At 64.9% G+C, this 25544-nt stretch carries 29 protein-coding genes; 8 read left to right on the top strand and 21 right to left on the bottom strand.

The window, feature by feature from the left end:
* Nucleotides 1–17: 17 nt before the first annotated feature.
* Nucleotides 18–1256 (top strand): 2-oxoglutarate dehydrogenase complex dihydrolipoyllysine-residue succinyltransferase, encoded by a 1239-nt coding sequence (odhB, locus tag ACEQZ0_RS13330; protein WP_370191472.1) that lies wholly within the window; start codon nucleotides 18–20, stop codon nucleotides 1254–1256.
* Here the strand turns inward: odhB and ACEQZ0_RS13325 are convergent.
* Together ACEQZ0_RS13325 and ACEQZ0_RS13320 are read right to left on the bottom strand one after the other, a co-directional pair.
* Nucleotides 1210–2214, bottom strand: a complete 1005-nt coding sequence (locus ACEQZ0_RS13325; protein ID WP_370191470.1) for a S41 family peptidase — start codon at nucleotides 2212–2214, stop codon at nucleotides 1210–1212. The two genes, odhB and ACEQZ0_RS13325, sit on opposite strands and share 47 nt — an antisense overlap.
* On the bottom strand, nucleotides 2211–2690 hold the full coding sequence (locus tag ACEQZ0_RS13320) for a MarR family winged helix-turn-helix transcriptional regulator (RefSeq protein ID WP_370191468.1): 480 nt from the start codon (nucleotides 2688–2690) through the stop codon (nucleotides 2211–2213). The genes ACEQZ0_RS13325 and ACEQZ0_RS13320 overlap by 4 nt, the downstream gene beginning before the upstream one ends.
* 116 nt (nucleotides 2691–2806) lie before the next feature.
* Between ACEQZ0_RS13320 and lpdA the strand changes: the two genes are divergently transcribed.
* From lpdA to ACEQZ0_RS13305, 3 genes are read left to right on the top strand one after another with little or no spacing between them, the layout of a single operon-like run.
* Complete coding sequence (lpdA, locus tag ACEQZ0_RS13315; protein ID WP_370191466.1) at nucleotides 2807–4216, top strand: dihydrolipoyl dehydrogenase; 1410 nt, start codon at nucleotides 2807–2809, stop codon at nucleotides 4214–4216.
* Between the two features lie 46 nt (nucleotides 4217–4262).
* Nucleotides 4263–5090, top strand: coding sequence for a hypothetical protein (locus ACEQZ0_RS13310; RefSeq protein WP_370191464.1), 828 nt, complete (start codon nucleotides 4263–4265; stop codon nucleotides 5088–5090).
* 49 nt (nucleotides 5091–5139) lie between these two features.
* Nucleotides 5140–6216: a serine hydrolase domain-containing protein gene (locus ACEQZ0_RS13305; RefSeq protein WP_370191462.1), complete on the top strand. Its 1077-nt coding sequence runs from the start codon at nucleotides 5140–5142 to the stop codon at nucleotides 6214–6216.
* A gap of 40 nt (nucleotides 6217–6256) precedes the next feature.
* Here the strand turns inward: ACEQZ0_RS13305 and ACEQZ0_RS13300 are convergent, their stop codons facing one another.
* Nucleotides 6257–7936: a hypothetical protein gene (locus tag ACEQZ0_RS13300; protein WP_370191461.1), complete on the bottom strand. Its 1680-nt coding sequence runs from the start codon at nucleotides 7934–7936 to the stop codon at nucleotides 6257–6259.
* Between the two features lie 127 nt (nucleotides 7937–8063).
* Here ACEQZ0_RS13300 and ACEQZ0_RS13295 point away from each other — a divergent pair, with 127 nt between their 5' ends.
* The 3 genes from ACEQZ0_RS13295 to ACEQZ0_RS13285 are packed head-to-tail and all read left to right on the top strand — an operon-like array spanning nucleotide 8064 to nucleotide 10735.
* A complete protein-coding gene (locus ACEQZ0_RS13295) occupies nucleotides 8064–9398 on the top strand; it encodes an amidase family protein (protein ID WP_370191459.1) in 1335 nt (444 codons plus the stop codon).
* A gap of 15 nt (nucleotides 9399–9413) precedes the next feature.
* Entirely contained in the window at nucleotides 9414–10115 is a 702-nt protein-coding gene (locus ACEQZ0_RS13290) for a PepSY domain-containing protein (RefSeq protein ID WP_370191458.1), read from the top strand.
* Nucleotides 10112–10735 carry a trimeric intracellular cation channel family protein gene (locus tag ACEQZ0_RS13285; RefSeq protein ID WP_370191456.1) on the top strand — a complete coding sequence of 208 codons (624 nt, stop codon included), beginning with the start codon at nucleotides 10112–10114 and terminating at the stop codon, nucleotides 10733–10735. Before ACEQZ0_RS13290 ends, ACEQZ0_RS13285 begins: the two co-directional genes overlap by 4 nt.
* Here ACEQZ0_RS13285 and ACEQZ0_RS13280 read toward each other — a convergent pair.
* From ACEQZ0_RS13280 to rplO, 12 genes are all read right to left on the bottom strand, one after another.
* Entirely contained in the window at nucleotides 10732–11454 is a 723-nt protein-coding gene (locus tag ACEQZ0_RS13280) for a hypothetical protein (protein WP_370191453.1), read from the bottom strand. The two genes, ACEQZ0_RS13285 and ACEQZ0_RS13280, sit on opposite strands and share 4 nt — an antisense overlap.
* Nucleotides 11455–11570: 116 nt before the next feature.
* Nucleotides 11571–12161: a hypothetical protein gene (locus tag ACEQZ0_RS13275; protein WP_370191452.1), complete on the bottom strand. Its 591-nt coding sequence runs from the start codon at nucleotides 12159–12161 to the stop codon at nucleotides 11571–11573.
* Between the two features lie 132 nt (nucleotides 12162–12293).
* Nucleotides 12294–13646 carry a serine hydrolase domain-containing protein gene (locus ACEQZ0_RS13270; protein WP_370191451.1) on the bottom strand — a complete coding sequence of 451 codons (1353 nt, stop codon included), beginning with the start codon at nucleotides 13644–13646 and terminating at the stop codon, nucleotides 12294–12296.
* Between the two features lie 91 nt (nucleotides 13647–13737).
* On the bottom strand, nucleotides 13738–14157 hold the full coding sequence (gene rplQ / locus ACEQZ0_RS13265; RefSeq protein ID WP_370191450.1) for a 50S ribosomal protein L17: 420 nt from the start codon (nucleotides 14155–14157) through the stop codon (nucleotides 13738–13740).
* A gap of 169 nt (nucleotides 14158–14326) precedes the next feature.
* The gene (locus tag ACEQZ0_RS13260; RefSeq protein ID WP_221600140.1) at nucleotides 14327–15382 is read right to left on the bottom strand and encodes a DNA-directed RNA polymerase subunit alpha; all 1056 of its coding nucleotides are present in this window, start codon (nucleotides 15380–15382) and stop codon (nucleotides 14327–14329) included.
* Between the two features lie 107 nt (nucleotides 15383–15489).
* Nucleotides 15490–15879 (bottom strand): 30S ribosomal protein S11, encoded by a 390-nt coding sequence (gene rpsK, locus ACEQZ0_RS13255; RefSeq protein ID WP_160607305.1) that lies wholly within the window; start codon nucleotides 15877–15879, stop codon nucleotides 15490–15492.
* Nucleotides 15880–15933: 54 nt separating this feature from the next.
* The gene (gene rpsM / locus ACEQZ0_RS13250; RefSeq protein ID WP_370191449.1) at nucleotides 15934–16302 is read right to left on the bottom strand and encodes a 30S ribosomal protein S13; all 369 of its coding nucleotides are present in this window, start codon (nucleotides 16300–16302) and stop codon (nucleotides 15934–15936) included.
* Nucleotides 16303–16581: 279 nt separating this feature from the next.
* Nucleotides 16582–17940, bottom strand: a complete 1359-nt coding sequence (gene gdhA, locus ACEQZ0_RS13245; protein WP_370191447.1) for an NADP-specific glutamate dehydrogenase — start codon at nucleotides 17938–17940, stop codon at nucleotides 16582–16584.
* Between the two features lie 83 nt (nucleotides 17941–18023).
* Nucleotides 18024–18671 carry an SRPBCC family protein gene (locus ACEQZ0_RS13240; protein WP_370191445.1) on the bottom strand — a complete coding sequence of 216 codons (648 nt, stop codon included), beginning with the start codon at nucleotides 18669–18671 and terminating at the stop codon, nucleotides 18024–18026.
* Between the two features lie 70 nt (nucleotides 18672–18741).
* The gene (locus tag ACEQZ0_RS13235) at nucleotides 18742–19389 is read right to left on the bottom strand and encodes an adenylate kinase (protein WP_370191444.1); all 648 of its coding nucleotides are present in this window, start codon (nucleotides 19387–19389) and stop codon (nucleotides 18742–18744) included.
* Between the two features lie 31 nt (nucleotides 19390–19420).
* Nucleotides 19421–20785: a preprotein translocase subunit SecY gene (secY, locus tag ACEQZ0_RS13230; protein WP_370191442.1), complete on the bottom strand. Its 1365-nt coding sequence runs from the start codon at nucleotides 20783–20785 to the stop codon at nucleotides 19421–19423.
* Between the two features lie 105 nt (nucleotides 20786–20890).
* Nucleotides 20891–21415 (bottom strand): 50S ribosomal protein L15, encoded by a 525-nt coding sequence (gene rplO, locus ACEQZ0_RS13225; protein WP_370191441.1) that lies wholly within the window; start codon nucleotides 21413–21415, stop codon nucleotides 20891–20893.
* 179 nt (nucleotides 21416–21594) lie between these two features.
* On the opposite strand from rplO, the gene ACEQZ0_RS13220 reads away from it, so the two are divergent.
* Nucleotides 21595–23055 carry a hypothetical protein gene (locus tag ACEQZ0_RS13220; protein ID WP_370191439.1) on the top strand — a complete coding sequence of 487 codons (1461 nt, stop codon included), beginning with the start codon at nucleotides 21595–21597 and terminating at the stop codon, nucleotides 23053–23055.
* A 59-nt stretch (nucleotides 23056–23114) separates the two neighbouring features.
* On the opposite strand, the gene rpmD is transcribed toward ACEQZ0_RS13220, so the two are convergent.
* The 6 genes from rpmD to rpsN all read right to left on the bottom strand — a co-directional run.
* Entirely contained in the window at nucleotides 23115–23300 is a 186-nt protein-coding gene (gene rpmD / locus ACEQZ0_RS13215; protein WP_370191437.1) for a 50S ribosomal protein L30, read from the bottom strand.
* A gap of 5 nt (nucleotides 23301–23305) precedes the next feature.
* Nucleotides 23306–24073, bottom strand: coding sequence for a 30S ribosomal protein S5 (gene rpsE / locus ACEQZ0_RS13210; RefSeq protein WP_370191436.1), 768 nt, complete (start codon nucleotides 24071–24073; stop codon nucleotides 23306–23308).
* Nucleotides 24073–24417, bottom strand: coding sequence for a 50S ribosomal protein L18 (rplR, locus tag ACEQZ0_RS13205; protein ID WP_067690102.1), 345 nt, complete (start codon nucleotides 24415–24417; stop codon nucleotides 24073–24075). Before rplR ends, rpsE begins: the two co-directional genes overlap by 1 nt.
* A gap of 1 nt (nucleotide 24418) precedes the next feature.
* Nucleotides 24419–24952 (bottom strand): 50S ribosomal protein L6, encoded by a 534-nt coding sequence (rplF, locus tag ACEQZ0_RS13200; protein ID WP_370191435.1) that lies wholly within the window; start codon nucleotides 24950–24952, stop codon nucleotides 24419–24421.
* A complete protein-coding gene (rpsH, locus tag ACEQZ0_RS13195; RefSeq protein ID WP_370191433.1) occupies nucleotides 24952–25347 on the bottom strand; it encodes a 30S ribosomal protein S8 in 396 nt (131 codons plus the stop codon). Before rpsH ends, rplF begins: the two co-directional genes overlap by 1 nt.
* Nucleotides 25348–25358: 11 nt before the next feature.
* Nucleotides 25359–25544 (bottom strand): 30S ribosomal protein S14 (gene rpsN / locus ACEQZ0_RS13190; RefSeq protein WP_370191431.1); only part of this gene is annotated, 186 nt, incomplete at its 5' end.

The following is a 25544-nucleotide window of genomic DNA, read 5'->3' as shown; positions in this document are numbered from 1 at the left end:
TCCGGGAAGACGTAACCATGGCCACCGAAGTCAAAGTTCCCACGCTGGGTGAATCCGTTACCGAAGCGACCGTCGGCGAATTGCTCAAGAATGTCGGCGATGCCGTCGCCGTCGACGAGCCGATCGTCAGCCTCGAGACCGACAAGGTCGCGGTCGAGGCGCCCTCGCCCGTCGCCGGCGTGATCAAGGAATTCAAGGTCGGCGTGGGCGACACGGTCGAGGTCGACGCGGTCATCGCAGTGATCGAGGAAGGCGCCGCTCCGGCGAAGTCCGCGGGCGGCGATGCGCCCAAGGCCGCCGCACCCGACGCAGGTGTCGAAAAGGCCGCTCCCGCGCAGGCCAAGGAAGCGACCGGATCGGACGCTTCGCAAACGCTGTCGCCGGCGGTGCGCCGCGCGGTACTCGAACACGGCGTCGATCCCTCGACCATCAAAGGCACCGGCAAGGACGGCCGCCTGACCAAGGAAGACGTGATCGCGGCAGCCGAAACCAAGAAATCGGGAGGCGGCGCGTCGGCACCCGCCGCATCTTCGGCCCCCGCCTCCACCGGTGGCGAGCGCCGCGAGGAGCGCGTCAAGATGACGCGCATGCGCCAGACGATCGCCAAGCGTCTGAAGGGCGCGCAGGACAATGCCGCGCTGCTGACCACCTTCAACGATGTCGACATGTCGGCGGTGATCGAGGCGCGCAACAAGTACAAGGACCTGTTCGCCAAGAAGCACGACATTCGCCTCGGCTTCATGGGCTTCTTCGCCAAGGCCGCCTGTCTCGCATTGAAAGACGTGCCGGCGGTCAACGCCTATATCGAGGGCGACGAGATCGTCTATCACGACTATGTCGACATCTCGGTCGCCGTCTCTGCGCCCAACGGCCTCGTGGTCCCGGTCATCCGCGACGCGCAGGACAAGGGCTTCGCGCGGATCGAGCAGGACATCGCCGACTTCGGCAAGCGCGCCAAGGACGGCACGCTGACGATGGAAGACATGAAGGGCGGCACCTTCACCATCTCGAACGGCGGCGTCTTCGGATCGCTGATGTCGACCCCGATCATCAACCCGCCGCAGAGCGCCGTTCTCGGCCTCCACCGCATCGAAGACCGGCCAGTCGTCGTGAACGGCGAGATCGTCATCCGTCCGATGATGTATATCGCCCTGTCCTACGACCACCGCCTGATCGACGGGCGCGAGGCGGTGACCGCGCTCAAGATCATCAAGGAAGCGATCGAGGATCCGACCCGGATGCTGATCGACCTCTGACGGCTTCGCGGGCGAGGCGCAGCGCGACGTCCAGCGCCTCGTCCTGCGGAACCGCGACGTCGGGAATGACACCGACATCCTGCCAGTTGGCCCCGGTCAGCGGATGCTGCGACGTCCCTTCGGGCAGGTCGAGCGCGAAATGCGCGCTCACGCGCCGGTATTCGAAGGGATGAGCGCCGCCGCCCGAAGCTTCGCCCACGATCGTGGCGCGCCCCATTGCCTGCAAGCTGTATGCTAGCGCCTCTGCCGCGGAGAAAGTGCGGCTCGAGGTCAGCACGTAAAGCGGCTTTTCCGCCCCGAAGCGGCGACCGGGAACCCATGCAGGCACGCTCTGGTGGGTCCACTCGTCGCGCGGTCGGTTGTATGTCGACATGAAAGGACTACCCGGCTCCACGAGATAGCCCAACACCAGCGACACTGTGTCCGCGCCCCCGCCGTTCTTGCGCAGGTCGATGATCAGTGCGTCTCCCTGCGCCACCAAGGTCATTGCGGCGGCGATGACGTCGCCCCCCATCTCTGCTGGCGGGAAGACGCGCAGGTCGAGCAGCATGATATTGCCATCGAGCCGCTCGATCCGCTCGACCCCGTGATTTACCCCTGTGCCATACCATTGGTCGAAGTCGTCGTTCAGCGTCACCGGATCCTGGGCGTCCGCGGCTTCGGGGATCGGCGCCTGGCTATAGGTCAGGCCGAGATGGCCATCACGCGACGCCTGCCGCAGGTGCTGGGTCACGGTGCGGGCGAAGTCCGCTCCATCCACGGCGCCGGTGGCGGTTGCCTCCAGTTCGCGCAGCGCCGCCACCGTAGCTGCGACCCGCTCCACCGCGACATAGCGCGTTTCGATCAGCTCGATGGCGGAACGAAGCGCCTCGCGCTGTTCGGCGGCATCGACCGGCGCGGCTCCGGCCGGATGTGCGAGGATCATCAGCGGGGCGAAGAGGAATGCGATCCGTGTCATTGGCGCGCTCGTTCATCCCCGGCGATCCGCATGGCGAAATCCCGGTCTTCCAGCGCCGAGAGCGCCTGCTCCAGTATCTGGGCGAGCGGATGGCCGATATCGCGCTCGAGCGACTGCGCCGCCCCCGCGACGTTCCGCCAGACCGGCCGCAGGCGTTCAATCGCCGCCCAGCCGTGATCGGACAAGCTCACCATGCGCGCGCGGCGGTCTTCGCCAAGGTCCACCTCGAGGAAACCATCCTCGACCATCTGCCGCACCGTCTGCGTGATTGCGGGCTGGCTCAGCCCGACGGCGGCAGCAATGTCGCTCACCTTCGCCGCGCCCGCTATGAGTTGTCGTATGATCGGATAGTAACGCGAGCGCATGCGCGGTTCGGCCTCAGCATAGGCCCGCTCGACCGCAGGCTCGAGCTGCGCCAACACTGCCCTCAGAAGCGTCCCCAGCCCTTGCGGCGGTATCGTGAGATGATTTTGCATAAGCCCTTATATAAATAATCCGCATAACTGGCAATGGTTGCCTTCACCGGGCGAATCTCTATGTCGCAGCCAGCATCGGAATCCTGCAGACGCAGCACACGAAGGTTGAGTTTGAAATGGCTGAATACGACTACGACGTCCTCGTCATCGGCGCTGGCCCGGGTGGCTATGTCGCTGCGATCCGCGCTGCGCAGCTGGGTCTGAAGACCGCCTGCGCGGAAAGCCGCGAGACGCTCGGCGGGACCTGCCTCAACGTGGGCTGCATCCCGTCGAAGGCGATGCTCCATGCGTCGGAATATTTCGATGCCGCCGCGAACGGCACGATGGAGCACATGGGTATCGAGGTGAAGCCGAAGCTCAACCTCGACGCCATGCATGGCCAGCGCCGCGATGCGGTGAAGCAGCTAACCGGCGGAATCGAGTTCCTGTTCAAGAAGAACAAGGTCGACTGGAAGAAGGGCCACGCCACCTTCCAGGACGCGCATACGGTCAAGGTCGGCGACGAGACCGTCACCGCCAAGAACGTGATCATCGCCACCGGCTCGTCGGTCACCCCGCTGCCCGGCGTCGAGGTCGACAATGACAAGCAGGTGGTCGTCGATTCGACCGGCGCGCTCGAACTCAAGTCGGTCCCCAAGACAATGGTCGTGATCGGTGGCGGCGTGATCGGGCTCGAGCTCGGCTCGGTCTGGCGCCGCCTCGGCGCGCATGTGATCGTGGTCGAATTCCTCGACCAGCTGCTGCCCGGCATGGACAGCGACGTGCGCAAGGAAGCGGCCAAGATCTTCAAAAAGCAGGGCATGGAACTGCGCCTGTCGACCAAGGTCACCGGCTGCACGGTCAAGGGCAAGAAGGCGACGCTCACGCTCGAACCCGCCGCGGGTGGCGACGAGGAAACGCTTGAAGCCGACTGCGTGCTCGTCTCGATCGGGCGCCGCCCGAATACGGACAATCTCGGGCTCGAAAACATCGGGCTGGAGCTCAACAAGCGCGGCCAGATCGAAACCGATCACGATTTCCGCACTTCGGTCGACGGCGTCTGGGCCATCGGCGACGTCGTCCCCGGCCCGATGCTCGCGCACAAGGCCGAGGACGAAGGCATTGCCTGCGCCGAGAACATCGCCGGCCAGACCGGCATCGTGAACCACGATGTCATCCCCGGCGTGGTCTATACCTGGCCCGAATTCGCCGGCGTCGGCCTGACGCAGGAAGAGGCGGTGGAGAAGCTGGGCGACAAGGCACGCGTCAAGGTCGGCAAATTCCCGATGATGGCCAACAGCCGCGCCAAGACCAATCACGAGCCCGACGGCTTCGTGAAGGTCATCGCCGATGCCGAAACCGACCGCGTGCTCGGCGTCTGGGCGATTGCCAGCGTTGCCGGCACGATGATCGCGCAGGCCGCGCAGGCGATGGAGTTTGGCGCCACGAGCGAAGATATCGCCTACACCTGCCACGCCCACCCGACGCATTCCGAAGCGATCAAGGAAGCGGCAATGGCGGTCCAGGGCAAGCCGATCCACATCTGACATGGCCGACCGGGCGGACCTCATCCATTCCAGCGGGGTCCGATAGATGCGCGGGCGCGGGATTTCGGTCCTGTCGCTCGCGCTCCCCGTTCTGGCGGGCATTGCCTATCTCGCGCTCGCCGGGGCGCCCCAAACTTATGTCTTCATCAACGGTCTGGCCGCGCTGGCTGCAGTTGCAGCCATCCTTTTCGTGCCCGGCTTCGAGGCAGAACGGACCCGCCGCCTGATCGCAGTCGCGCTTATCGCCGTGCTGTTCATCCCGCTTGTCACCGGCCCCACCCTCAACGGTATCGCCCGCTGGCTGCCGTTCGGCGGCGTCATCTTCCATTCGGGCGCGTTGTTCTGCCCTGCAATCGTCGTGCTTGCCGCGCGTGACGAGGACTTCGCCCCGCCGATCCTGCTCGCCGCGCTGCTCGCCGCCTCCCTCCAGCCCGATGCGGCGCTCAGCCTCGCGGTGATGCTCGCCGCGGTCGGGCTCTACAATGCGTCGCGCGACTGGCGGCTCGTCCCCGTCGCGGGAATCGCCTTTTTCGCCAGCATGGTCGCGGGACTGCGCGGCGAATTGCCGGCCCAGCCGCATGTCGAGCGCATCCTCGTGCATCTCGCCATGACCACGCCGCTTGCGGCCTTCGCGCTGACACTTGCCTTGCTGGCGAGCTTCTTCCTGATCGCCCATGCCATCGCGGCGCCCAAACCCGTCCGCCACGCGCTGGCGGGCAGCCTGTTCGGCTTCTCGCTCGCCGCACTGGTGTCGAACTATCCCAGCGTACTCATCGGCTATGGCGCCGCGCCGATCATTGGCTACGGGCTGGCGCTCGGGCTTGCCGTTCGGCCGGACCGAGGCCCCAACGACAATCCGAACTCATCCGGTTGAACCTCCATAGATTTGGTGTATTATCACACTAACTCACGGGGGAGGTACAATGTTTGCAATTCGCCGGGCGGCTCTCGCCCTTTCGCCGCTCGCCCTGCTTTCGGCGGGCACATCCGCCGCCGCGCAGGATCCGGCTCGCATGGATGCGCTTGTGGCCGCATCCACCGAAGAGAAGGTCTATATGGGTGCGGCCCTCGTCGCGGTGGGCGACGCAGTGGTGTTCGACAAGGCTTATGGCTCCGCCGACCTCGAATGGGATGTCGCCAACACGACCGACACCAAGTTCCGCATCGGTTCGGTGACCAAGCAGTTCACCGCCGCATCGATCCTGCTGCTGCAGCAGCGCGGCCTGCTCGACATCGACCAGCCGGTCCGGACCTACCTGCCCGACAGCCCCGCAAGCTGGGATGCGATCACACTACGCCACCTGCTGCAGCACACTTCGGGCATTCCGAACCTCACCCATTTCGACGATTTCGGCACATGGAAATACCAGCCGACCACGCTCGATGCGCTGCTAGCGCGCTTTTCGGACAAGCCGCTGGACTTCGCGCCGGGCGAAAAATGGTCCTATTCGAATTCGGGATACATGGTCCTGGCAGCGGTCGCCGAAAAGGTCAGCGGCCGCTCGTTGGGCGCCTTCATGGCCGAAAATATCTTCACGCCGCTGGGCATGGAAAACACCGGGATCGACCGGAGCGAGGAAATCCTCCCGCACCGCGCCGCGGGCTATTCGCCTTCGAAACAGGGCATCGTGAATGCCGACCATGTCGATATGAGCATCCCGCAGGGCGGCGGGAACATCTATTCGACAACGCATGACCTGCTCGCCTGGCAACGCGGCCTGTTCAGCGGCCGCCTGCTCGACGCGCAGACCCTTGGCGAGATGACCGCGCCGGGAGTGGCGGCGATCCCCGGATCGACCTACGGCTTCGGGATCATCCGCACCGACGACGAAAGCGGCACGCTGATCTGGCATGGCGGCGGGATCGAGGGTTTCAACGCCTATCTCGCGCACGACCCCGATCGCGCCATCACCGTGGTCGTGCTCGCCAATCTCAATGGCGGTGCAGCCAACAAGCTCGGCCAGTCGCTGCTAGCCATGGCCCGCGGCGAAGCAGAATAGGCGTGGTACGGGGCGAAGCAGTGCTCCGCCTCCGGGTGGCCTACACCCCGTCGGGATAGATCGGCTGGATGTCGACGGGGATGTCCCCCATCGCGGCGAACCGCCCGCGCGCCCAGTCGTCGAGCTTGGCATAGCGAGCGAAGATGGCCTTGGTACCTTCGTAATCGCCACGCGCCTGCAGCATCAGCTGGTCGTGCAACAGGTCGCGGAGGCCGCTTTCCATCTTCGCGTAGTCGACCACGTAGCGCTGAGCCGCAGCATCCCAGGTAAAAGCGCCCTTCTCCTTCAGATAGCCATATTGCAGTGCCGCGCCCTTGCCGTGCGCCTCGTCGATGCCGAAGCGCATCGCGCGGAAGATGCCGGCGAAATAGGTGTTGAGCATCTGCTCCTTCTCGGCCGCGGGCAGCTCGCCCTTGTCCATCATGAACAGGATGTTCCACACGCCCATGACGTCGGCCTTGCTCTCCTCGAGCGCCGAATACTGGTCCTTCAGCTCCTCGTTGACGGTGGTCTGGCGACCATCCACGGTGATCGTGCCCGGGCCGAGGCTGTGCGAAAGCTCGTGGAACAGCGTTTCGAGCTCCATGTATTTCTTCGCCACCTGTCCCGCCTGGTCGGGCTTCATGATCAGCCCCGCCATGGGTGCAAGGATGCGTTCGTATTTCGCGCCCAGCACATTGGCGAGGATGACCTTCTTCGCGCCCTTGGCTTCGCGCACGCGCTCGTCATTGGGCAGGTTGAAGGCGATCGTCTGCACGCCGGGAACATTGTCGCCGCCGCCGTGAATCTGGTCGGCCACCGCGATCGGGCTTTCGAAGCCGCGCTGGAAATTCTTGTACCGGTCCTCGATCGGGAGATTACCCTCCATGTCGCGGAGGTAGTGCTTGTACTTCGCCAGCGCCGCGCTCTCTTCCGGGTTGCGCAGCGTCACGAAGCTCTCAAAGGCGGTTTTGGTGCCATAGAGCCGGTCGGTGTAAACCTCGTAAGGCCCGATCGCGACCTCGATCGGCGTATCGGCGAGGTCCATCCACGCCATCTCGCTTTCGTAATAGTCGTCGGTCAGGAAGCTCGCCGCGCGCAACGAGAGGAATTTCTTGAGGCTGGGGTTGCTGGTGCGCTGCGCCGCCTGTTCGAGCAGCCGCGCCGCGGGCACGAGGAACTCGCGATATTCGACCGAATAGGGCACCGCGACCAGCCGGTCGCCCTGCCGCTTGACCACCGTATAGGGGCTCAGCAGCGCCTCCTTCTGCTCGGGATGTGCGGCGAGATAGGCGTCGAATTCCTCGCGCGTCAGGTCGGCCGGATAAAAGCCTGCGCCTTCGGGCAGCGGGTCGCTGCCCCAGAAGGGGTGGAATTCGGCAAGATCGTCCCAGGCGCCGTAATAGCGGTCGAACATCTTGAGCAGCAAATCGCGGTCGGCGCGCTTGCTGCGCTCGATGGCGCTGCGGATCTGCGGGTTGGCAGCGAAGCGCTGGCGCAGGTAGATTTCGTCCATGTACCCGCTGGCCTCGATCAGCAGGTTCACGACATCGCGCTCCTCCTCGGTGAGATAGGAGGTATCGGGTGTCATCTCGATCCGCGCGAGCTTGGCGTATTGCGCGGCGAGGTCGTAGCTTTCCTGCGCCGGCGGCGGGGCCTCGGTCGAGGCAACCTTGGTTTCGCTGGCAATCGGGGCGCAGGCGGTGCTGGCGAGCAGCAGGGGCAGGATGGCGCGGCGCATGAAGGATCCTCCAACTTCTCGTGATTTTGCTGGTGAAACGCCATGCGGCGGCGATGTGTCCCATGCAAGAGCGCGATTGACCGCGACGCGGGCTTGCCCGACATTGCGGGCACAGGGGGAGACACGCATGGCCTATCCGAGACTGACCGACAAACCCGGCGCAATCGAGACTGCGGCGCAGATTGCACGTGGCGACATTTCGCCCAGCGAGGCGGTCGGGGCTGCGATTGCACGGATCGAGCATCTCGACGCGCATATCAACGCGGTGGTGGTCACCGACTTCGATCGGGCGCGGGAGACCGCACGCGCGATGACCGAGCGCGGCCCACAAGGCAACCAGCCGCTGTTCGGCGTGCCCATGACGGTCAAGGAAAGCTTCAACGTCGCGGGCCTGCCGACGACATTCGGGCACGAGCGGTTTGCCGACAATATCGCCGCGCGGGATGCAGTCGTGGTGCAAAAGCTCAAGGCAGCCGGAGCGATCATCCTCGGCAAGACCAATGTCCCGCCCGATCTGGCCGACCTGCAAAGCAACAACCCACTCTATGGCCGGACCAACAATCCCCACGACCATTCACGCGTTGCCGGCGGGTCTTCGGGCGGCGGCGCTGCGGCCGTCGCGAGCGGCATGGTGCCCTGCGAATACGGCAGCGACATCGGCAGCTCGATCCGCAATCCGGCGCATTTCAACGGCATTTTCGGCCACAAGACAAGCTTCGGCCTCGTCAGCCGGCGGGGGCACACGCATCCCATGGCCGACGGCCGCGATGTCCATGACGGCCCGCTCTCGGTGGTCGGGCCCCTCGCCCGCTCGGCTGCCGATCTGCGACTGCTGCTCGAAGTCACCTCCACCCACCCGATGAGCTCGCGTGACAAGCCGATCGGCGAATGCCGCTTCCTCGCGCTGCTCGACCATCCGCTGAGCGAGGTCGATGCGGGTGTGCGCACCCCCATCGAAGCCGCGCTCGAGGCGGTTGCGGCAACCGGAGCCACCGTCGATCGCCGCAGCGAGCTGGTCCCCGACCTCGCCGAGCAGCAGGAGGATTACCTCCGCCTGCTCAATGTCGCGATGGCGCGCGGGCGTCCCGCACCTGACGGCAAGGCGATGGCGCTAGCCGATTACTACCTGCTGCGCGACCGGCAGGCGCGCTGCGAATATGCCTGGCAGGCGCTGTTCGAAACCTACGACTTCGTGCTTGCCCCGCCGCTGCCCTTCCTTGCTTTCGAGCATGACGCAACGCCGATCGGCGAGCGACGCATCACGATCAACGGCAAGGACAGCGCCTTTGCCGATGGCCTCGCCTGGGCGGGCCTCGCGACCTATCCCAACCTTCCCGCTACCGTCGTGCCTGTGGGCGAAACGGAGGGGCTGCCTTGCGGGATGCAGGTCATTTCGCGCAGGTGGGCGGACCTCGATTGCATCGCCGCGGCAGACGCGATCGGGCACGTTCTGCACGGATAAGGGATCGCACGAGGCATGGGCCACCAGCGTAGGATGAGGCGCTTCGCCAAATGGCATATCTGGCTGGGATGGCTGGTCGGCTTCCCCATCCTGATGTGGACCGTCACCGGTCTCGTGATGGTCGCCAAGCCGATCGAGGAAGTGCGCGGCAACCATTTGCGCAAACAGGTGCCCGATCGCGCCCTGCCCGCCGATACGCAGATCGCGGTCGCGCTGCCGGCGGAAAGCACCAGGCCGGTGCGTTCGGTCACCACGCAGGTCGAGCGCGGCGAGACGGTTACGCGCATCGCCTATATGGACGGATCCACCGCGCGCTTCCGCCCCGACGGCAGCACCATGGGGCCGCTATCCGAGGTCGAGGCGCGGCTGATAGTCGCAGAGAACGTCAAGGGAGGCGACAGGGTCGTCAGCACAAACCGGTATGAGGCCGATGCCGTACCATTCGATTTCCGCCGCGCGATGCCCGTCTGGCAGGTGGCGCTGGAAGACGGGACCCATGTCTATGTCGGCACCGAAACCGGGCAGATCGAGGCCGTGCGTACACGCTGGTGGAGGGTCTTCGATTTCGTCTGGGGCCTGCACATCATGGACTTGCAGACGCGTGAAGACACGCATCATCCGATCCTGATTGCCTTCGCCCTGCTGTCGGTAATCGGCGCGCTGCTCGGCTGCGTCCTGATGTTCCGCCGGCGCAAGGCGCGCGTGGTCGCAAAGTGAATGCCGAAGTCCTCACCCCGGTCCTCGACTGGCTCGACCTGGCCGGCGTGGCGATCTTTGCGCTGACCGGCGCGCTGGTCGCCGCCAAGGAGCGCCAGACTTTCGTCACCCTTGCCTTCTTCGCACTGCTGACGGGTGTCGGCGGGGGCACGGTGCGCGATCTTTTGATCGGTGCGCCGGTGTTCTGGATCCACGATGCATGGGTCGCCGCGATCTGTCTGGTCATGGCGCTGTTCGCCTGGTTCACCCCGACGCGCTGGTGGGACGGCCGCCGGTTCCTCTCGATCGCCGACGGTCTCGGACTTGCCGCCTATGCGGTACTCGGTTCGGCAAAGGCGCTCGAATACGGCCTGCCGCCGACCCCGGCGATGCTGATGGGGGTGATCACGGGGTGCGTCGGCGGGATCATCCGCGACGTCATCGCCGGACGCCCTTCGATCCTCATGCGGCCCGAACTCTACGTCACGGCGGCGGCACTATCGGCGAGCGTGACCGTGCTGGGCGACCTTGCCGGGATCCAGCGCGAGTGGGCGTGGCTCGCGGCAACGGGCGCAGGGTTCGGCCTGCGCCTTGCCGCGATCAGATGGAACCTGGCGCTTCCCGCCTATCAGCGGGACTAGATCGAGCGGCCCTGATAGCCGGTACCGATTTCGAGATCGGCGTCGACCTCTCCCTGCTCCTCGCCGGGCAGCGGCCCGCCGGGATAGGCCGGCTCTGCATCGTCCGCGCGCGCGCGGGCTGCGGCATAGGCATCGTCGCCGTACTGGCGGTCCTCTTCCGTGCCGTAACCGGTATCCGCCCCGCGGTAGACCTCGGTCCCCTGGCCATAGTCGATCGCTTCGATCCGGCCGGTCTCGCCGATCGAACAGGTGAAGCCCTGCCCGTCGTAGAGCGAACCGCTCACGTTCCAACCCTCGGCATTGCGGGTGACCGCATCGACGGTTTCGACCCTTGCATCGCGTTCGATCGCATCGACACACATCGAAACCGCGCGGTCGATGCCGCGCCCGTCGTCATAGCGATAGTCGCCCCGGCGCGGGTCGGGATAGCGCATATCGCGCGGGTAGCTATCGCGCGCGCCCTTTGTTGCGCTGGCGACCGCAGCGATGCCGCCGAGAATCAGGATACCCGCCAGCACGTCGCCCGCATCGACGCCGCGATTGCGGCGATAGCGACGGTGGGCTGCGGCGCTGTCGGCGCCGGGCGCCCAGGCTGCGGTGGCAAACGAGGCCGACGGCGCGGCAGGGCGCGGCAATTCGGCAGCCTGCGCAGGCACGGCGACCAGCGAGACGAGCGCCACCAGCGACGGCGTGGCGGAAAGCTTCTTGATAGACGGCATGGCCCGGTACCCCTTTGAGCGAGCCCCCACCATGGCGCGCAAGTGTCGATCGAATGAAAATAGGCGGTCCAGGCTAAATGCTACCTGAACCGCCTATTTGAAGCTTGCGGAAGAAATCAGCGAAGACCGCGGATCCCCCGGAAATCGAGATCTGCAACACGGCCGCGCTCGACATAGCAGGTGAAGCTGCCGCTATCGCGGTCGTTCCAGCGCTGGTAGCGGTTGTGGCGGTCGCGATAGCCATAGCGATCATAGCGGTCGCCGCGATAGTTGCCATCGACGACCATGCGCCCCTTGACGCGCCAGCCGTAACGCGTGTCGTCGACATCGCGGATGTCGGTCACCTGGGCATAGCGATAGCCATAGCGGCGAGCATCGCGTTGGGCGGCGCGGACACAGCGGTCGACCGCGGCGCGCGGATTTCCGCGGCGTGCATAGTGATGACGTCGATAGTCGCGACCGTCGCGGTAGTAGCGGCCATCGCGATAGTAGCGGCCGTCGCGGTAATGGTCCCGATCCTTGCTTGCGGCGCTGGCGACGGCGGCAATGCCGCCGATAATCACGGCACCGGCGATCACGTCGCCGACCGAAATGCCATCGTCGTTGCGGTCGCGGGCCTGTGCGGGGGTGGCTCCGGCCAGCGCCATCGCGCCGACGGCAGCCGTTGCGATCCCACCCTTCGCAAACGTCCTGGTCAGAAGTTTCATCTCGAGGTCCTCCTCATTGGGGCCGCGGCGGGACTGCCCCGGCTTTGGAAGTGTTCTAGAGGACGGGCAGTGAGACGACGCTGAACTCCGGCTACAGCCGTCATTCAGCTACGCAATGGTTTTTCTGAATATCTAATTTGCCATGTTTTCAATCACATCGCGTGTGAACGCGGCGATATCGAAGCGCGAACCGGTCGGATCCTCGCCGCGTCGCACGATCACCACATTCAGGCTCGGGACGATGACGATGAACTGCCCGCGATTCCCCATGGCGGCGAAGGTGTCGGCGGGAACGCCTTCGGACTTGTTGAGCAGCCAGAAGCCCGCGCCATAACCGAAGGACCCATCGGGCTGCGGGCCCGAGGGGGCGGAAACGTATTCCACCCACCCCTCGGGCAGGATGCGCGTGCCGTCGCCGAGCACGCCTTCGTCGAGATAGAGCTGGCCGAGCTTGGCGAGATCGCGCGCGGTCGACCAGACCTGGCTGGAGAGGATGTAGTCGCCGCGCCAGTCGGTCTCGGCGACGGTATCGTGCATGCCGAGCCGGGAGAAGAACTCGGCCGGCGGATGATCTTCCAGCGAGGCCCCGATCGCTTTCACCGCCGCCAGCGTATCGTTGTTCGCATAGCGGAAGACAGTGCCGGGCAGGTGGACGAGCGGCCAGTGCAGCGCGGTCTCCTCGACGGTCGAGCCGCCGAAATAGAGCGGGTCGGTACGGTTGCCCGGCGTGTCCGAATAGCGGCCCGAGGCCATCCGCAGGAGGTTGTCGACGGTGATCTGCTCGCGGCGGTCGTTGACGAAGAGGCCCAGCCCCGCAGGCTTTGCAACATCCGCTTCTCCGCGCTGCACCGCCGTGCCGACGAGCGTCGCCGCGATGCTTTTGGCGACCGACCAGGTTCGCTGCGGGACCGCGGGCCCGAAATCCGCGGCATAGGCCTCACCCAACAGCGCGCCGTCGCGCATTGCCAACACCGCCGTGGTGCGCGTGCCCGCGCCATAGGCCTCGCCGAAGGCTTGCGAGAAGCTGCCCGCAAGCGCGCCTTGTGGAGCCACCACCGGAGCGTGTCCGGTCGCCAGCGCCGGTCGCTTGGTCACGATGGGGACCGGAACGCCGTCGATCGGCAGCTGCGAGCAGCCCATTTTCGAATTGTGCACTGCCATGCGCGGACGCATGCCATCGGCCCATGTGACCGAGACATTGGCGAGTTCGCCATCGCCGTCGCGCGCGATCTGATAGGGCATGTCTCCGACCAGCTCGTCGAGCGGCGCCTGGATGCCCGTCAGCTCCCACTGCGCCACGCTCTCCGGCGTCCGCGTCGTACCGTTGCGTTCGGCATTGGCGATCGCGCTGCACAGGAACAGCGCCTTGTAACCGGCTGCCAGCGCGCGGTCGTAACGGTCGTCGAGTTGCTCCTGCGTGGTCGATTGGGCAGCGAGCGGAGCGGAGGCGAACAGCGCGGCGGCTGCGAAGGCATGTCTGATCATGTCCGCCTTGTGGCACGCCGCGCGCAGAGCGCAAAACAAATGGGCCGGACAGTTTCCCGTCCGGCCCCGCTTGTCTCTATCGAGGAGCGCCTCAGGCGTCTTCGAATTCTTCCTCGGTCATCACCGGACCCGAATCCTGGCCCTTGGCATCGACGTCGCGGTCGACGAATTCGATGACCGCCATCTGGGCGGCGTCGCTTGCGCGGTAGCCGGCCTTGATGATGCGGGTGTAGCCGCCGTCACGGTCGGCATAGCGCTCGGCGAGGACGTCGAACAGCTTCTTGAGCTGCGTTTCGTCCTGCAGGCGGCTCTGGGCCAGACGACGGTTCGAAAGGCCGCCACGCTTGGCCAGCGTGATCAGCTTTTCGATGTAGGGGCGCATTTCCTTCGCCTTGGGCAACGTGGTGACGATCTGCTCGTGCTTGATCAGCGCGGCAGCCATGTTGCGGAACATCGCATTGCGGTGGCCGGTCTTGCGCTGCAGCTTGCGGCCGGAAATCTTGTGACGCATTGTAACTCTTCCTTCGTTCGATAGGGGCCCGTTCTAGGTAGCCCGTAGCCGGTGACCGTTGGTGGCCGTCACCTTCGCCAATCGCGTGTCCCAGCGCAGGCTGGGACCTCCATCGGCCAAGCGCCGGATGGAAGGAAGCCCCAGCCTTCGCCGGGGCTCACCTATCGCTTCAGCCGAGCAGCTCCTGTTCGAGCTTCTTGGCCATTTCCTCGATGTTTTCCGGCGGCCAGCCGGGGATGTCCATGCCGAGGCGCAGGCCCATCGAGGAAAGGACTTCCTTGATCTCGTTGAGCGACTTGCGGCCGAAGTTCGGCGTGCGGAGCATCTCGGCCTCGGTCTTCTGGACCAGGTCGCCGATGTAGATGATGTTGTCGTTCTTGAGGCAGTTCGCCGAACGGACCGACAGTTCCAGCTCGTCGACCTTCTTGAGGAGGTAGCGGTTGAGCTGGTTGGTGTCGCTTTCCTGCGGTTCCGCGGCCTGGCCGATCATGGCCGAGGTCGGCTGCGGGATGCCGTCTTCGAAGTGGACGAACAGCGTCAGCTGGTCCTGGAGGATGCGCGCGGCATAGGCCACGGCGTCTTCCGGGGTGACGGTGCCATCGGTTTCGACGGTCAGCGAAAGCTTGTCGTAATCGAGTTCCTGGCCGACGCGGGCGTTCTCGACCTTGTAGCTCACCTGGCGGACCGGCGAATACAGGCTGTCGACGGGGATGAGGCCGATCGGCGCATCGGCCGGGCGGTTCATCACGGCCGGACGGTAGCCCTTGCCGGTGTCGGCGGTGAGCTCCATGTTGAGCGTCGCGCCTTCGTCGAGGTGGCAGATCACGAGGTCCTTGTTCATCACCTCGATGTCGCCCGAAACGGCGATGTCGCCGGCCTTCACTTCGGCAGGACCGGTGGCGGAAAGCTGCAGGCGCTTCATGCCCTCGCCTTCCATCTTGAGCGCGATCTGCTTCACGTTGAGGACGATGTCGGTCACGTCCTCGCGCACGCCGGCGAGCGAGCTGAATTCGTGGAGCACGTTCTCGATCTTGATCGAGGTGATCGCGGCGCCCTGGAGCGAGCTGAGCAGCACGCGACGCAGCGCATTGCCGAGCGTCAGGCCGAAGCCACGCTCGAGCGGTTCGGCCACGAAGGTCGCCTTGCGGGCCTTGTCGCCGGAATCCTTGATATCAAGGACATTGGGTTTCTTGAGTTCCTGCCAGTTCTTGATGTTGACGGACATGAAAATCCCCTGGTTCGGATGCGGGCAGGACCGGAGCTCTTTATGGGAGCGTCCGGTCCGTGAGGGTGTGTCGGCGGCCCGCTAGCGAGCCGCCAGGCAGGTACGGATCAGACGCGACGACGTTTGGAAGGACGGACCCCGTTGTGCGGGATCGGCGTCACGTCGCGGATCGAGGTGATGGTGAAGCCCACCGCCGCAAGACCGCGCAGCGCGCTCTCGCGGCCCGAGCCCGGGCCCTTCACTTCGACTTCGAGGGTACGCACGCCGTGTTCGGCGGCCTTGCGGCCCGCGTCGTCGGCGGCGACCTGCGCGGCATAGGGAGTCGACTTGCGGCTGCCCTTGAAGCCCATCATGCCGGCGCTGGACCAGCTGATCGCATTGCCCTGCGCGTCGGTGATGGTGATCATGGTGTTGTTGAAGCTGGCGTTGATGTGCGCAACGCCCGAAGAAATGTTCTTCTTGTCGCGCCGCCGAATACGGCCGGGTTCGCGTGCCATGGTGTATATTCCTCTATATTCTCAAGAAGGGAAAAGCGTACGGACGAGCCGCGCTTACTTCTTCTTGCCGGCGATCGGCTTGGCCTTGCCCTTGCGGGTACGGGCGTTGGTGTGGGTGCGCTGGCCGCGAACGGGCAGACCGGCACGGTGACGCAGGCCGCGGAAGGACTTGAGGTCCATGAGCCGCTTGATGTTCATCGCGGTTTCGCGACGAAGGTCGCCTTCCACGGTGAAATCCGCGTCGATCGTTTCGCGAATGCGCAGGACTTCCTCGTCGGTCAGGTCCTGCACGCGGCGCGCATGATCGATGCCGAGCTTGTCGGCGATCTCGACGGCCTTGGTCCGGCCGATTCCGTGAATATAGGTGAGCGCGATGATAACGCGCTTGTTGGTGGGGATATTTACCCCGGCAATACGAGCCACTTAAATCTCCATGCTCCACAGGGGCCGAACAGTCGGGATCCCCTATCTCATCGCTCAATTCACCGGCATTTGCGGGACTTGCCTAACGCAAAAAGCCCGGATGGCGCACATAGGCTGCCGCCTGCCGGACTCACCGCAATGTCGAATGAACCGCGCGCTTAGGAGGATTCGCCGGACGCGTCAACCGTCCTGCGCGCGCAAAGCGAGGGAGCCGCCGTCGCGGGCGGCGACCGTTTGACAGCTTGCTTGTACCCCAGCGCGTTCGAAACGTCAAAGCCCTCACATCACGCCGAAGGCAAGCATGGCATCGGCGACCTTCTTGAAGCCCGCGATATTGGCCCCACGAACATAGTCGACATAGCCGTCTTGCTCGCCATACTCGACGCACTTGTCGTGGATGCCCTCCATCAATTCGGTCAGCATCTGGCCGAGCCGTTCGTGGTTCCAGCTGATCCGCTCCGAATTCTGGCTCATCTCGAGGCCCGAAACCGCGACCCCGCCGGCATTGGCGGCCTTGCCCGGGCCATAGAGGATTTGGGCATCGTGGAACACTTTCACGCCCTCGAGGGTGGTCGGCATGTTGGCACCTTCGGCCACCGCCATGCAGCCGTTGTCGACCAGTTCGCGCGCCTCGGCCACGTTGAGCTCGTTCTGCGTCGCGCACGGGAGCGCGACATCGCAGGGCACATCCCACGGGCGCTTGCCTTCGTGGAAGCTGGCGCCGGTGAAGTGGTCGACATATTCGCTGATCCGCCCGCGCCGTTCGTTCTTGAGCGTCTTGACCCAGTCGATCTTTTCCTGGTCGATACCGTCGGGATCGTGGATGAAGCCGCCGCTGTCGGACAGCGTCAGCACCTTGCCACCGAGCTGGACGATCTTCTCCGCCGCATGCGTGGCGACATTGCCCGAGCCGGAAACGACCGCGGTCTTGCCCTCGACATCCTGCCCCTGGTGCTGGAGCATGTTGCGCAGGAAGTAGACCGCGCCGTAGCCCGTCGCCTCGGGCCGCATCTTCGACCCGCCATATTCGGTGCCCTTGCCCGTCAGCACGCCCTCCCAGCGATTGGTGATCCGCTTGTACTGGCCGAACATGTAGCCGATCTCGCGCGCGCCGACGCCGATGTCGCCCGCAGGCACGTCGGTATCGGGCCCGATATGGCGATAGAGTTCGGTCATGAAGCTCTGGCAGAAGCGCATCACCTCGCTGTCGCTCTTGCCCTTGGGGTTGAAATTCGCCCCGCCCTTGCCGCCGCCCATCGGCAGGCCGGTGAGCGAATTCTTGAAGGTCTGTTCGAAGGCGAGGAATTTCAGGACGCTTTCGTTCACCGTCGGGTGAAAGCGGATGCCGCCCTTGTAGGGCCCGATCGCATTGTTGTTCTGGACTCGCCAGCCCCGCTGCACCCGGACGCAGTGGTTGTCGTCCTCCCAGCAGACACGGAAGCTGACGATCCGGTCAGGCTCCACGATCCGGCGCAGGATCTGCGCCTCGTGATATTCTTCCTTGTCCTCGATGAAGTCGAACACATCTTGCGCCACCTCCTGGACCGCCTGGACGAATTCGTCCTGCCCCGGATTGCGCCTCTTCACCCCTTCCATGAAAGTCGGAAGGTCCACGTGCCTGTCGTAAACGGATGCCATGCCGCAATTCCCCCTCGTACCCTAGCGGGCCAGTTGACCATTGCGACCCCGGCGCCCTTGTGACGGGCGCTCTTCAGTCTCTGTTATTCGGTATCCTGCAAGGCATCGATCTGCGATTCGATGCTCGGTTCCTCGACTGCGTCATTCTCGTGTGATCCGGCGTCGGGCGCCGCTTCGCCGACCAGGGCCCCGAGATGGTCGCGCAAGGCCGCGAGCTGCTGGCTCATCACGCCATCGACGGCCTTTGAAATCGTCGGGATTTCGTACCGCATGTAGCCGCCAACGACATATTCCCAGCGAATGCGAGTGCCGCCTTCGATTTCCTCGAGCGAGATCGTCAACACGCCGGTGGCGGGCTCGCCCTGGAGCGGCCCCAGCCCGCCGCGCATGCGCAACGCCTTGAGCGGATAGGCCTGGATGACGGTCATGTGCTGGACACTGCCGTCGAGCGAAAAGCCGTCGGCGCGGTCCTCTCCCGGGATACGTTCGCAGAAGCAGCCGCCCGCCTGCGGGGTCAAGGCCATGTTGGCGGCGTCGCCCGACCATGTATGCGCGTCGGTCCACCACCCGCCCGGCCGGATCAGCGCCAGCCAGGTCTCCATCGGCGTAGCGGCGACATCCGCCATGTCCTGCGTGGAAAAGCCCGTTTCGCTCGTCTCGGCGACCTTGGCCGACAACGGCGGTGCGCCGGCCAGCATGGCAGCACACAGGACGGTGACGGCTAGGCGCATAATTCCTCTCTCCCCTTGGTGGGAAGAGGTCCTAGGCGATGTCGACCTTCTTTGAAAGACGCGTGTCGGCTCAGCGCGCCAGGATCGCGTCGATCGCGTGGGTCACGTCCTCGATCGAGGCCATGCCATCGACACGGTTGACGATTCCGCGCGCTTCATAGCCCGGCAGGATCGGTGCGGTCTTGCCGCGATATTCCTGCATGCGGGTGCGCACGGTTTCCTCGTTGTCGTCGGGACGACGCTTGAACTCGGTCGAGCCGCACTTGTCGCACACACCGGCAACCGCGGGCTGCTTGAAGAGGTCGTGATAGCCCTCGCCGCATTTGGCGCAGGTGTAACGGCCGGTGATGCGTTCGACGAGCGCGTCCTCGTCGACCTCGAGTTCGATCACATGGTCGAGCTTGCGGCCGTGCTTGGCAAGGATCGCGTCGAGCTGTTCGGCCTGCGCCGCGGTGCGCGGATAGCCGTCGAAGATCGCGCCCACTTCGGGGCCCATCTCGGCCAGCTTGGCATCGATCATCGCCGAAACGATCTCGTCCGAGACGAGGCCGCCCGAATCCATGATGTCGGCGACCTTGCGGCCCAGCTCGCTGTCGGCCTTGCGCGTTTCGCGTAGCATGTCGCCGGTCGACAGCTGGCGCATGCCGTGATGTTCGACGAGGCGCTGGGCCTGCGTTCCCTTGCCAGCGCCCGGAGGGCCCAGGAGGATGATGTCCATTGCGTAAAGTCCCCTTCGCCCGTGCCGTGCCTTAACGCAGGCGTCCCTTCAACTTCGCTTTCTTGATCAGGTCGCCATACTGGTGCGCCAGCAGGTGCGACTGGATCTGGCTGATCGTGTCGACCGTCACATTGACCACGATCAGCAGGCTGGTGCCGCCGAGGAACAGCGGAACACCGGTCTGCGCAATCATGTATTCGGGCAGGACGCAGACGATGGTCAGGTAGATCGCGCCGATCACGGTGATACGGGTCAGCACGTAATCGAGATATTCCTCGGTGCGCTTGCCGGGACGGATACCCGGGATAAACCCGCCGTTCTTCTTCAGATTGTCCGCGGTCTCTTCCGGATTGAAAACGATCGCGGTGTAGAAGAAGCAGAAGAAGATGATGCCGATGGCATACAGCGCCATGTAGAGCGGCTGGCCATGCTGGAGGTATTGCAGCGTCGACTGCAGCAGGCCGCCCGCAGTGCTCTCGGTATCGACCGAATTGCCCGCGAACTGCGTGATCGTCAGCGGCAGCAGCAGCAGCGAGCTGGCGAAGATCGGCGGGATCACGCCGGCGGTGTTGAGCTTCAATGGCAGGTGCGAACGATCGGCCTGCATCATGCCGCGCTGCGTGGCACGCTTGGGATACTGGATCAGCAAGCGCCGCTGGGCCCGTTCCATGAAGCAGATGCCGAGAATCAGGATCACGACCATGGCGATCAGGCCGACCACGATGCCCGTCCCGATCGAGCCTTCCGAATAGCCCGACCCCATGTTCGATACGAAGGTCGGGAACTGGGCGACAATGCCCGCCATAATGATCAGCGAAACACCGTTGCCGATGCCGCGGCTGGTGATCTGTTCACCCAGCCAGAGCAGGAACATGGTCCCGCCGACGAGGCTGACAACCGCACCGACGCGGAACATCATGCCCGGGTCGACCACCGCCTGCAGGCCGCTCTGTGCGCCGTAGCTTTCGAGGCCCGAGGCGAGGAACCAGCCCTGGATGGCGCAGAGGAAAACGGTACCGTAGCGCGTGTACTGGTTGAGCTTCTGCCGCCCGACGGTGCCCTCTTTCTTGAGCGCGGCCAGCGTCGGATGCAGCGCAGCGGCGAGCTGCACCACGATCGAGGCGGTAATATAGGGCATGACGCCGAGCGCGATGAGGCTCATGCGCTCGAGGCTGCCGCCCGAAAAGGTGTTGAACAGGTCGAGGATACCGCCCCGGGTCTGGTCGTAGAGATCGCTCAGGATCAGCGGATTCACGCCGGGCAGCGGCACGAAGCTGAGAAAGCGGAAAACGATCAGGGCCCCGATGGTGAACCAGATGCGGTTCTTGAGCTCGGTGGCCTTGGAGAAGTTTGCGAGGCTCATGTTGCTCGCGAGATTGTCGGCGCGTGATGCCATGGGAATCTGTTCAATCCTGAATTGGCGCCGGTCCCTCCCGGCACAGGAAGGCTAGATAGGGAGCGGGGGGCGGAATGTCGAACCCCGCCCCCCGAATTTTCCCGCTTACTTTGCCTTCTTCGCCTTGTTGGCTTCGGCGCGAGCAGCCTTCTTTTCGTGCTCGGGCTTGTCGGCGGCGATCACTTCGACCTTACCGCCAGCCTTCTCGACCGCCTCGATGGCGCCCTTCGAGGCGCCGGCGACCTTGAAGCTGACCTTGGTCTTGAGCTCGCCCTTGCCGAGCAGGCGGACGCCGTCCTTGCCGCCGCGTGCGAGGCCGGCAGCCTTGAGCGCTTCGTGGTCGAGCACGCCCTTGGCGTCGAGCTTCTTGGCGTCGATGAACTTCTGGACCATGCCCAGGTTCACTTCGGCGTAGTCCTTGCCGAACGGGTTGTTGAAGCCGCGCTTCGGCAGGCGCATGTGCAGCGGCATCTGGCCGCCTTCGAAGCCCTTGATGGCAACGCCCGAACGGCTCTTCTGGCCCTTCTGGCCGCGGCCGCCGGTCTTGCCCTTGCCCGAGCCGATGCCGCGACCGACACGGATGCGGTCCTTTCGTGCGCCGGTGTTGTCGCGGATGTCATTCAGTTTCATAGTGCACTCGCTTTCGCTTTCTAACGCCCCTTGATGGGGTACGCGCTGTTGGGAAGGGGGCGCCGATAGTCTGTTTGGCCGTGCTTGTCGACCCCTCAATCGGGACAGCGCAGGCGGCGGTTTCATAAGCATGGGGCAGGGTCTTGGAGAATATGCTGCGGCAACACCCCGACCGGGGAATGAAGGGCGCTGTCGGCGGGATCGGGGCGCGCGAATGGACGCTCGCTGCCGCGGCGCTGATCGCGCTGGCCTTCCTCACCCGCGTCGCGACCTTCGGCCATCCCGATCTCCATGTCGACGAGACGTTCTACTTCGCCTCCGGCGTCGAAGTGGCGAAGGGCGCCATTCCCTTCGTCGATGTGTGGGACCGCAAGCCGCCCGGTCATTTCCTGCTGTTCGCCGCTATCGCGTCGCTTTCGGACAATTATATCGCCTATCAGATCGCGGCCATGCTGTTCGCCGGTGCGACCGCGGTGGCGGTCTATGCGCTGGCGCGCAATCTGGTCTCGCACGGGCAGGCGCTGGCGGGTGGCGCGATCTACCTGCTGTCGCTCTGCCTGTTCAACGGCCAGGGCGGGCAAAGCCCGGTTTTCTACAACCTCTTCATGGCGATCGCGGCCGCGATGCTGCTGGCCGCCCTGCCCCGGTTGGACGGCCGGCGCGGCGGAATTCTGGTCGCCTGCGCCATGCTGCTCGCCGGGGTAGCGATCACGATCAAGACCACCGCCGTATTCGAGGCACTATTCTTCGGTCTCTTTGCCGCGACCTTCCAAATCCGATCGGCCGGGATAATCCGAGCGACCGTTCTCCGCGTTGCAGGCTGGGCCGCCCTCGGTGCCGCCCCCACCGCCGCCTTCGCCCTCTGGTATGCGCTGCACGGCTATTGGGGCGAATATTGGACCGCGATGGTGCTGTCGAACCTGCGCAAGCCGGTCGAGGACAATGGCGGATGGCAGCGGCTGTGGGTCCTCGGCCTGATGGCACTGCCGCTGCTCGCCGCATGCAGCGTGGCATTGCTGAAGGTTCGGGGCCCCACGCGCCTCTTCTTCGGCAGATGGATACTCGCAGCGCTGGTCGGCTTCTTCTCGGTGCCCGCCTTCTACCTGCATTACACGCTGCCCGTGCTCGTGCCGCTGTGCGCGCTGGCGCCTGCTGCCTTGGCCCGACCGCGCACCGGGGCGTTCCTGCTCGGTTCGGCCGCGGTCATGCCGGTGCTGTTCTATTCCTTCTTCGATTTCGCGGACACGCGCGAGGCCAAAGCCGCGATGGCAAGGCTCGTCGATGCAGTCGAACGCGGGCGGGACGGCGGCCCCTTGCTCGTCTACGACGGGCCTCCGCTGCTCTACACGCAGACCGACACGCGCTTTCCCACCCCGCTCGCCTTCCCCAATCACCTGCACCAGGCGTCGGAGCGCAACGTCAGCCACATCGCGACTCTGCCCGAAGTCGAACGGCTGCTGGCGCTGCGCCCAAGCGTGATCGTCGATCGGACCACCGCGGTGACCAACCGGGAAACCGCCGCACTGGTGCGTGCCTACGAGCGCGAGCACTGCACGCTGTTGGCCTCGGAGCCGATGATGAAAGGCTGGAACATCGAGGTGCTGGTGTACGGGCACTGCCGCGGCCCGGCGACGAAATAGAAAAGGCCGGGCAACGCTGCGCGCTGCCCGGCCCTTCTGTCCGATAAAGGTCGGATCGATCAGTCGACCACGGTCACCAGATGCGGGATCTTGGCAATCGCGCCGCGCACCTCGGGGGTGTCCTGGCGTTCGACGACCTTGTGCATCTTGTTCAGCCCCAGACCGATGAGGATCTGACGCTGGCTTTCGGGACGGCGGATCGGCGAACCGACCTGCTTGATCTTGATGGTTTTCGCTTTGGCCATCGATCTTACTCCGCGATAGCGGCGGCGTCGGCTTCAGCCTCGGCCTCCGAAGCGCCACCACGACCGAGCAGGTCGGCGACCTTCTTGCCGCGACGCTGCGCAACCGACTTCGGCGAAGTCTGGTCCTGCAGCGCGTCGAAGGTGGCGCGGATCATGTTGTAGGGGTTCGAGGTGCCGACCGACTTGGTCACCACGTCGGCAACGCCGAGGCTCTCGAACACGGCACGCATCGGACCGCCGGCGATGATGCCGGTACCCGGAGGCGCGGTGCGGACGGTCACCTTGCCGGCGCCGAAGTGGCCCTTGCCGTCGTGATGGAGGGTGCGGCCCTCCTTCAGCGCGACGCGGATCATCTTCTTGCGGGCAGCGGCAGTCGCCTTGCTGATCGCCTCAGGCACTTCGCGGGCCTTGCCCTTGCCGAAGCCGACGCGGCCCTGGCCGTCACCGACAACCACGAGAGCAGCGAAACCGAAGCGCTTACCGCCCTTCACCGTCTTGCTGACGCGGTTGATGTGGACGAGCTTCTCGATGATGCCGTCGTCTTCTTCCTCGCGGCGGCGATCGTCGCGACGACCGCGACCACGGCCACGGCCGCCTTCGCGATTGCCACCACGGCCACGGCCCTGGCGGGGCTGACCTTCGGCACCCTGAGCGGGCGACTGGTTGGCGGCAGCTTCCGACGGCGTGTCGGCAACAGCCGGCTGCTCGTTGGTCACAGCGGTTTCGGTTTCGGCCGTCACGGCTTCTTCGGTCTTGTTTTCGTCAGCCATCATCAGAACTCCAGCCCGCCTTCGCGAGCGGCGTCGGCCAGCGCCTTGACGCGGCCATGGAACAGGAAGCCGCCGCGATCGAACACGACGGTGGTCACGCCGGCCTTCTTGGCAGCAGCGGCGATATCGCTGCCGACCTTCTTGGCGGCATCGACATTGGCGCCCGAGCCCTTCGCGCCCAGCGTCGAGGCAGCGGCAACGGTCTTGCCGGCAGCATCGTCGATGATCTGCGCGTAGATGTGCTTGCCGGTGCGGTGGACCGACAGGCGGGGCTTGCCACCCGACACGTTGCGAAGCGCGGTGCGGACGCGGCGACGGCGACGTTCAAAGAGAGAGAGCTTTGCCATCTTACTTCTTCTTCCCTTCCTTGCGGAAGATATACTCGCCGCGGTAGGCGATACCCTTGCCCTTGTAGGGTTCGGGCTTGCGCCAGCGACGGACTTCGGCAGCGAACTGGCCGACCTTCTGCTTGTCGATACCCGAGATTTCGACCGTGGTCTGGTCCGGGGTCTTCACCTCGAGGCCTTCGGGAACGTCGAGATCGACGTCGTGCGAATAGCCGAGCTGAAGCTTGAGCTTCTTGCCCTGCGCCTGCGCACGATAGCCGACGCCCTTGATCTCGAGGACCTTGCTGAACCCTTCGGTCACGCCTTCGACCAGGTTCGACACGAGCGTGCGCTGCATACCCCAGTGGTTACGCGCGGCGCGGGTATCGTTGGCCGGTTTGACCGAGATCGCGCCGTCTTCGAGCTTGTAGTCGATCAGGTCCGACAGACCCATGGTCAGGGTGCCCTTGGGCCCCTTCACCGAAAGCATGTCGCTGTCGATCTTGGCCTCGACCCCGCTCGGGATCGCGACCGGCTTTTTGCCGATGCGGCTCATCAGAACACCTCCGCCAGCACTTCGCCGCCGACGTTTTCGGTGCGGGCTTCGGCATCCGAAAGCACACCCTTGGGCGTCGAGACGATGGTGATGCCGAGGCCGTTGCGCACGATCGGAAGTTCCTTCGAACCCGAATAGACGCGGCGGCCAGGCTTGGAGACGCGAGCGACATGCTTGATCGCAGGTTCGCCCTCGAAATACTTCAGTTCGATCCGCAGCTGTGCGTGCTTGCCCGAAGCGTCTTCGCTGTAGCCACGGATGTAGCCTTCGCGCTGGAGCACTTCGAGGACGTTCGCACGCAGCTTCGAAGCGGGCGAGAGGACGCTGTCCTTCTTCGCGCGCTGGCCGTTGCGGATGCGGGTGAGCATGTCACCCAGGGGATCGGTCAATGCCATGGTCTAGATCCTCACCAGCTCGACTTGGTCAGGCCGGGGATCAGGCCTTTATTGCCAAGATCCCGCAGCTCGATGCGGTTGATGCCGAACTTGCGGTAATAGCCGCGCGGGCGGCCAGTGGTGGAGCAGCGGTTGCGCACACGCGTGGGATTCGCGTTACGCGGCAATTCCGCCATCTTCAGGCGCGCCATCAGCCG

Origin of the sequence: Qipengyuania sp., assembly GCF_964227205.1 — a bacterium.
Taxonomy (GTDB): domain Bacteria; phylum Pseudomonadota; class Alphaproteobacteria; order Sphingomonadales; family Sphingomonadaceae; genus Qipengyuania.
Note: the sequence above shows the minus strand (reverse complement) of the source record. Positions and strands in the feature narration are given on the sequence as shown.

What these genes read in the sequence shown, in the direction of transcription:
- odhB (WP_370191472.1), top strand. Translation starts at nt 18, where the DNA reads ATGGCCACCGAAGTCAAAGTTCCCACGCTGGGTGAATCCGTTACCGAA.
- ACEQZ0_RS13325 (WP_370191470.1), bottom strand. Translation starts at nt 2,214, where the DNA reads ATGACACGGATCGCATTCCTCTTCGCCCCGCTGATGATCCTCGCACAT.
- ACEQZ0_RS13320 (WP_370191468.1), bottom strand. Translation starts at nt 2,690, where the DNA reads ATGCAAAATCATCTCACGATACCGCCGCAAGGGCTGGGGACGCTTCTG.
- lpdA (WP_370191466.1), top strand. Translation starts at nt 2,807, where the DNA reads ATGGCTGAATACGACTACGACGTCCTCGTCATCGGCGCTGGCCCGGGT.
- ACEQZ0_RS13310 (WP_370191464.1), top strand. Translation starts at nt 4,263, where the DNA reads ATGCGCGGGCGCGGGATTTCGGTCCTGTCGCTCGCGCTCCCCGTTCTG.
- ACEQZ0_RS13305 (WP_370191462.1), top strand. Translation starts at nt 5,140, where the DNA reads ATGTTTGCAATTCGCCGGGCGGCTCTCGCCCTTTCGCCGCTCGCCCTG.
- ACEQZ0_RS13300 (WP_370191461.1), bottom strand. Translation starts at nt 7,936, where the DNA reads ATGCGCCGCGCCATCCTGCCCCTGCTGCTCGCCAGCACCGCCTGCGCC.
- ACEQZ0_RS13295 (WP_370191459.1), top strand. Translation starts at nt 8,064, where the DNA reads ATGGCCTATCCGAGACTGACCGACAAACCCGGCGCAATCGAGACTGCG.
- ACEQZ0_RS13290 (WP_370191458.1), top strand. Translation starts at nt 9,414, where the DNA reads ATGGGCCACCAGCGTAGGATGAGGCGCTTCGCCAAATGGCATATCTGG.
- ACEQZ0_RS13280 (WP_370191453.1), bottom strand. Translation starts at nt 11,454, where the DNA reads ATGCCGTCTATCAAGAAGCTTTCCGCCACGCCGTCGCTGGTGGCGCTC.
- ACEQZ0_RS13275 (WP_370191452.1), bottom strand. Translation starts at nt 12,161, where the DNA reads ATGAAACTTCTGACCAGGACGTTTGCGAAGGGTGGGATCGCAACGGCT.
- ACEQZ0_RS13270 (WP_370191451.1), bottom strand. Translation starts at nt 13,646, where the DNA reads ATGATCAGACATGCCTTCGCAGCCGCCGCGCTGTTCGCCTCCGCTCCG.
- rplQ (WP_370191450.1), bottom strand. Translation starts at nt 14,157, where the DNA reads ATGCGTCACAAGATTTCCGGCCGCAAGCTGCAGCGCAAGACCGGCCAC.
- ACEQZ0_RS13260 (WP_221600140.1), bottom strand. Translation starts at nt 15,382, where the DNA reads ATGTCCGTCAACATCAAGAACTGGCAGGAACTCAAGAAACCCAATGTC.
- rpsK (WP_160607305.1), bottom strand. Translation starts at nt 15,879, where the DNA reads ATGGCACGCGAACCCGGCCGTATTCGGCGGCGCGACAAGAAGAACATT.
- gdhA (WP_370191447.1), bottom strand. Translation starts at nt 17,940, where the DNA reads ATGGCATCCGTTTACGACAGGCACGTGGACCTTCCGACTTTCATGGAA.
- ACEQZ0_RS13240 (WP_370191445.1), bottom strand. Translation starts at nt 18,671, where the DNA reads ATGCGCCTAGCCGTCACCGTCCTGTGTGCTGCCATGCTGGCCGGCGCA.
- ACEQZ0_RS13235 (WP_370191444.1), bottom strand. Translation starts at nt 19,389, where the DNA reads ATGGACATCATCCTCCTGGGCCCTCCGGGCGCTGGCAAGGGAACGCAG.
- secY (WP_370191442.1), bottom strand. Translation starts at nt 20,785, where the DNA reads ATGGCATCACGCGCCGACAATCTCGCGAGCAACATGAGCCTCGCAAAC.
- rplO (WP_370191441.1), bottom strand. Translation starts at nt 21,415, where the DNA reads ATGAAACTGAATGACATCCGCGACAACACCGGCGCACGAAAGGACCGC.
- ACEQZ0_RS13220 (WP_370191439.1), top strand. Translation starts at nt 21,595, where the DNA reads ATGAAGGGCGCTGTCGGCGGGATCGGGGCGCGCGAATGGACGCTCGCT.
- rpmD (WP_370191437.1), bottom strand. Translation starts at nt 23,300, where the DNA reads ATGGCCAAAGCGAAAACCATCAAGATCAAGCAGGTCGGTTCGCCGATC.
- rpsE (WP_370191436.1), bottom strand. Translation starts at nt 24,073, where the DNA reads ATGATGGCTGACGAAAACAAGACCGAAGAAGCCGTGACGGCCGAAACC.
- rplR (WP_067690102.1), bottom strand. Translation starts at nt 24,417, where the DNA reads ATGGCAAAGCTCTCTCTCTTTGAACGTCGCCGTCGCCGCGTCCGCACC.
- rplF (WP_370191435.1), bottom strand. Translation starts at nt 24,952, where the DNA reads ATGAGCCGCATCGGCAAAAAGCCGGTCGCGATCCCGAGCGGGGTCGAG.
- rpsH (WP_370191433.1), bottom strand. Translation starts at nt 25,347, where the DNA reads ATGGCATTGACCGATCCCCTGGGTGACATGCTCACCCGCATCCGCAAC.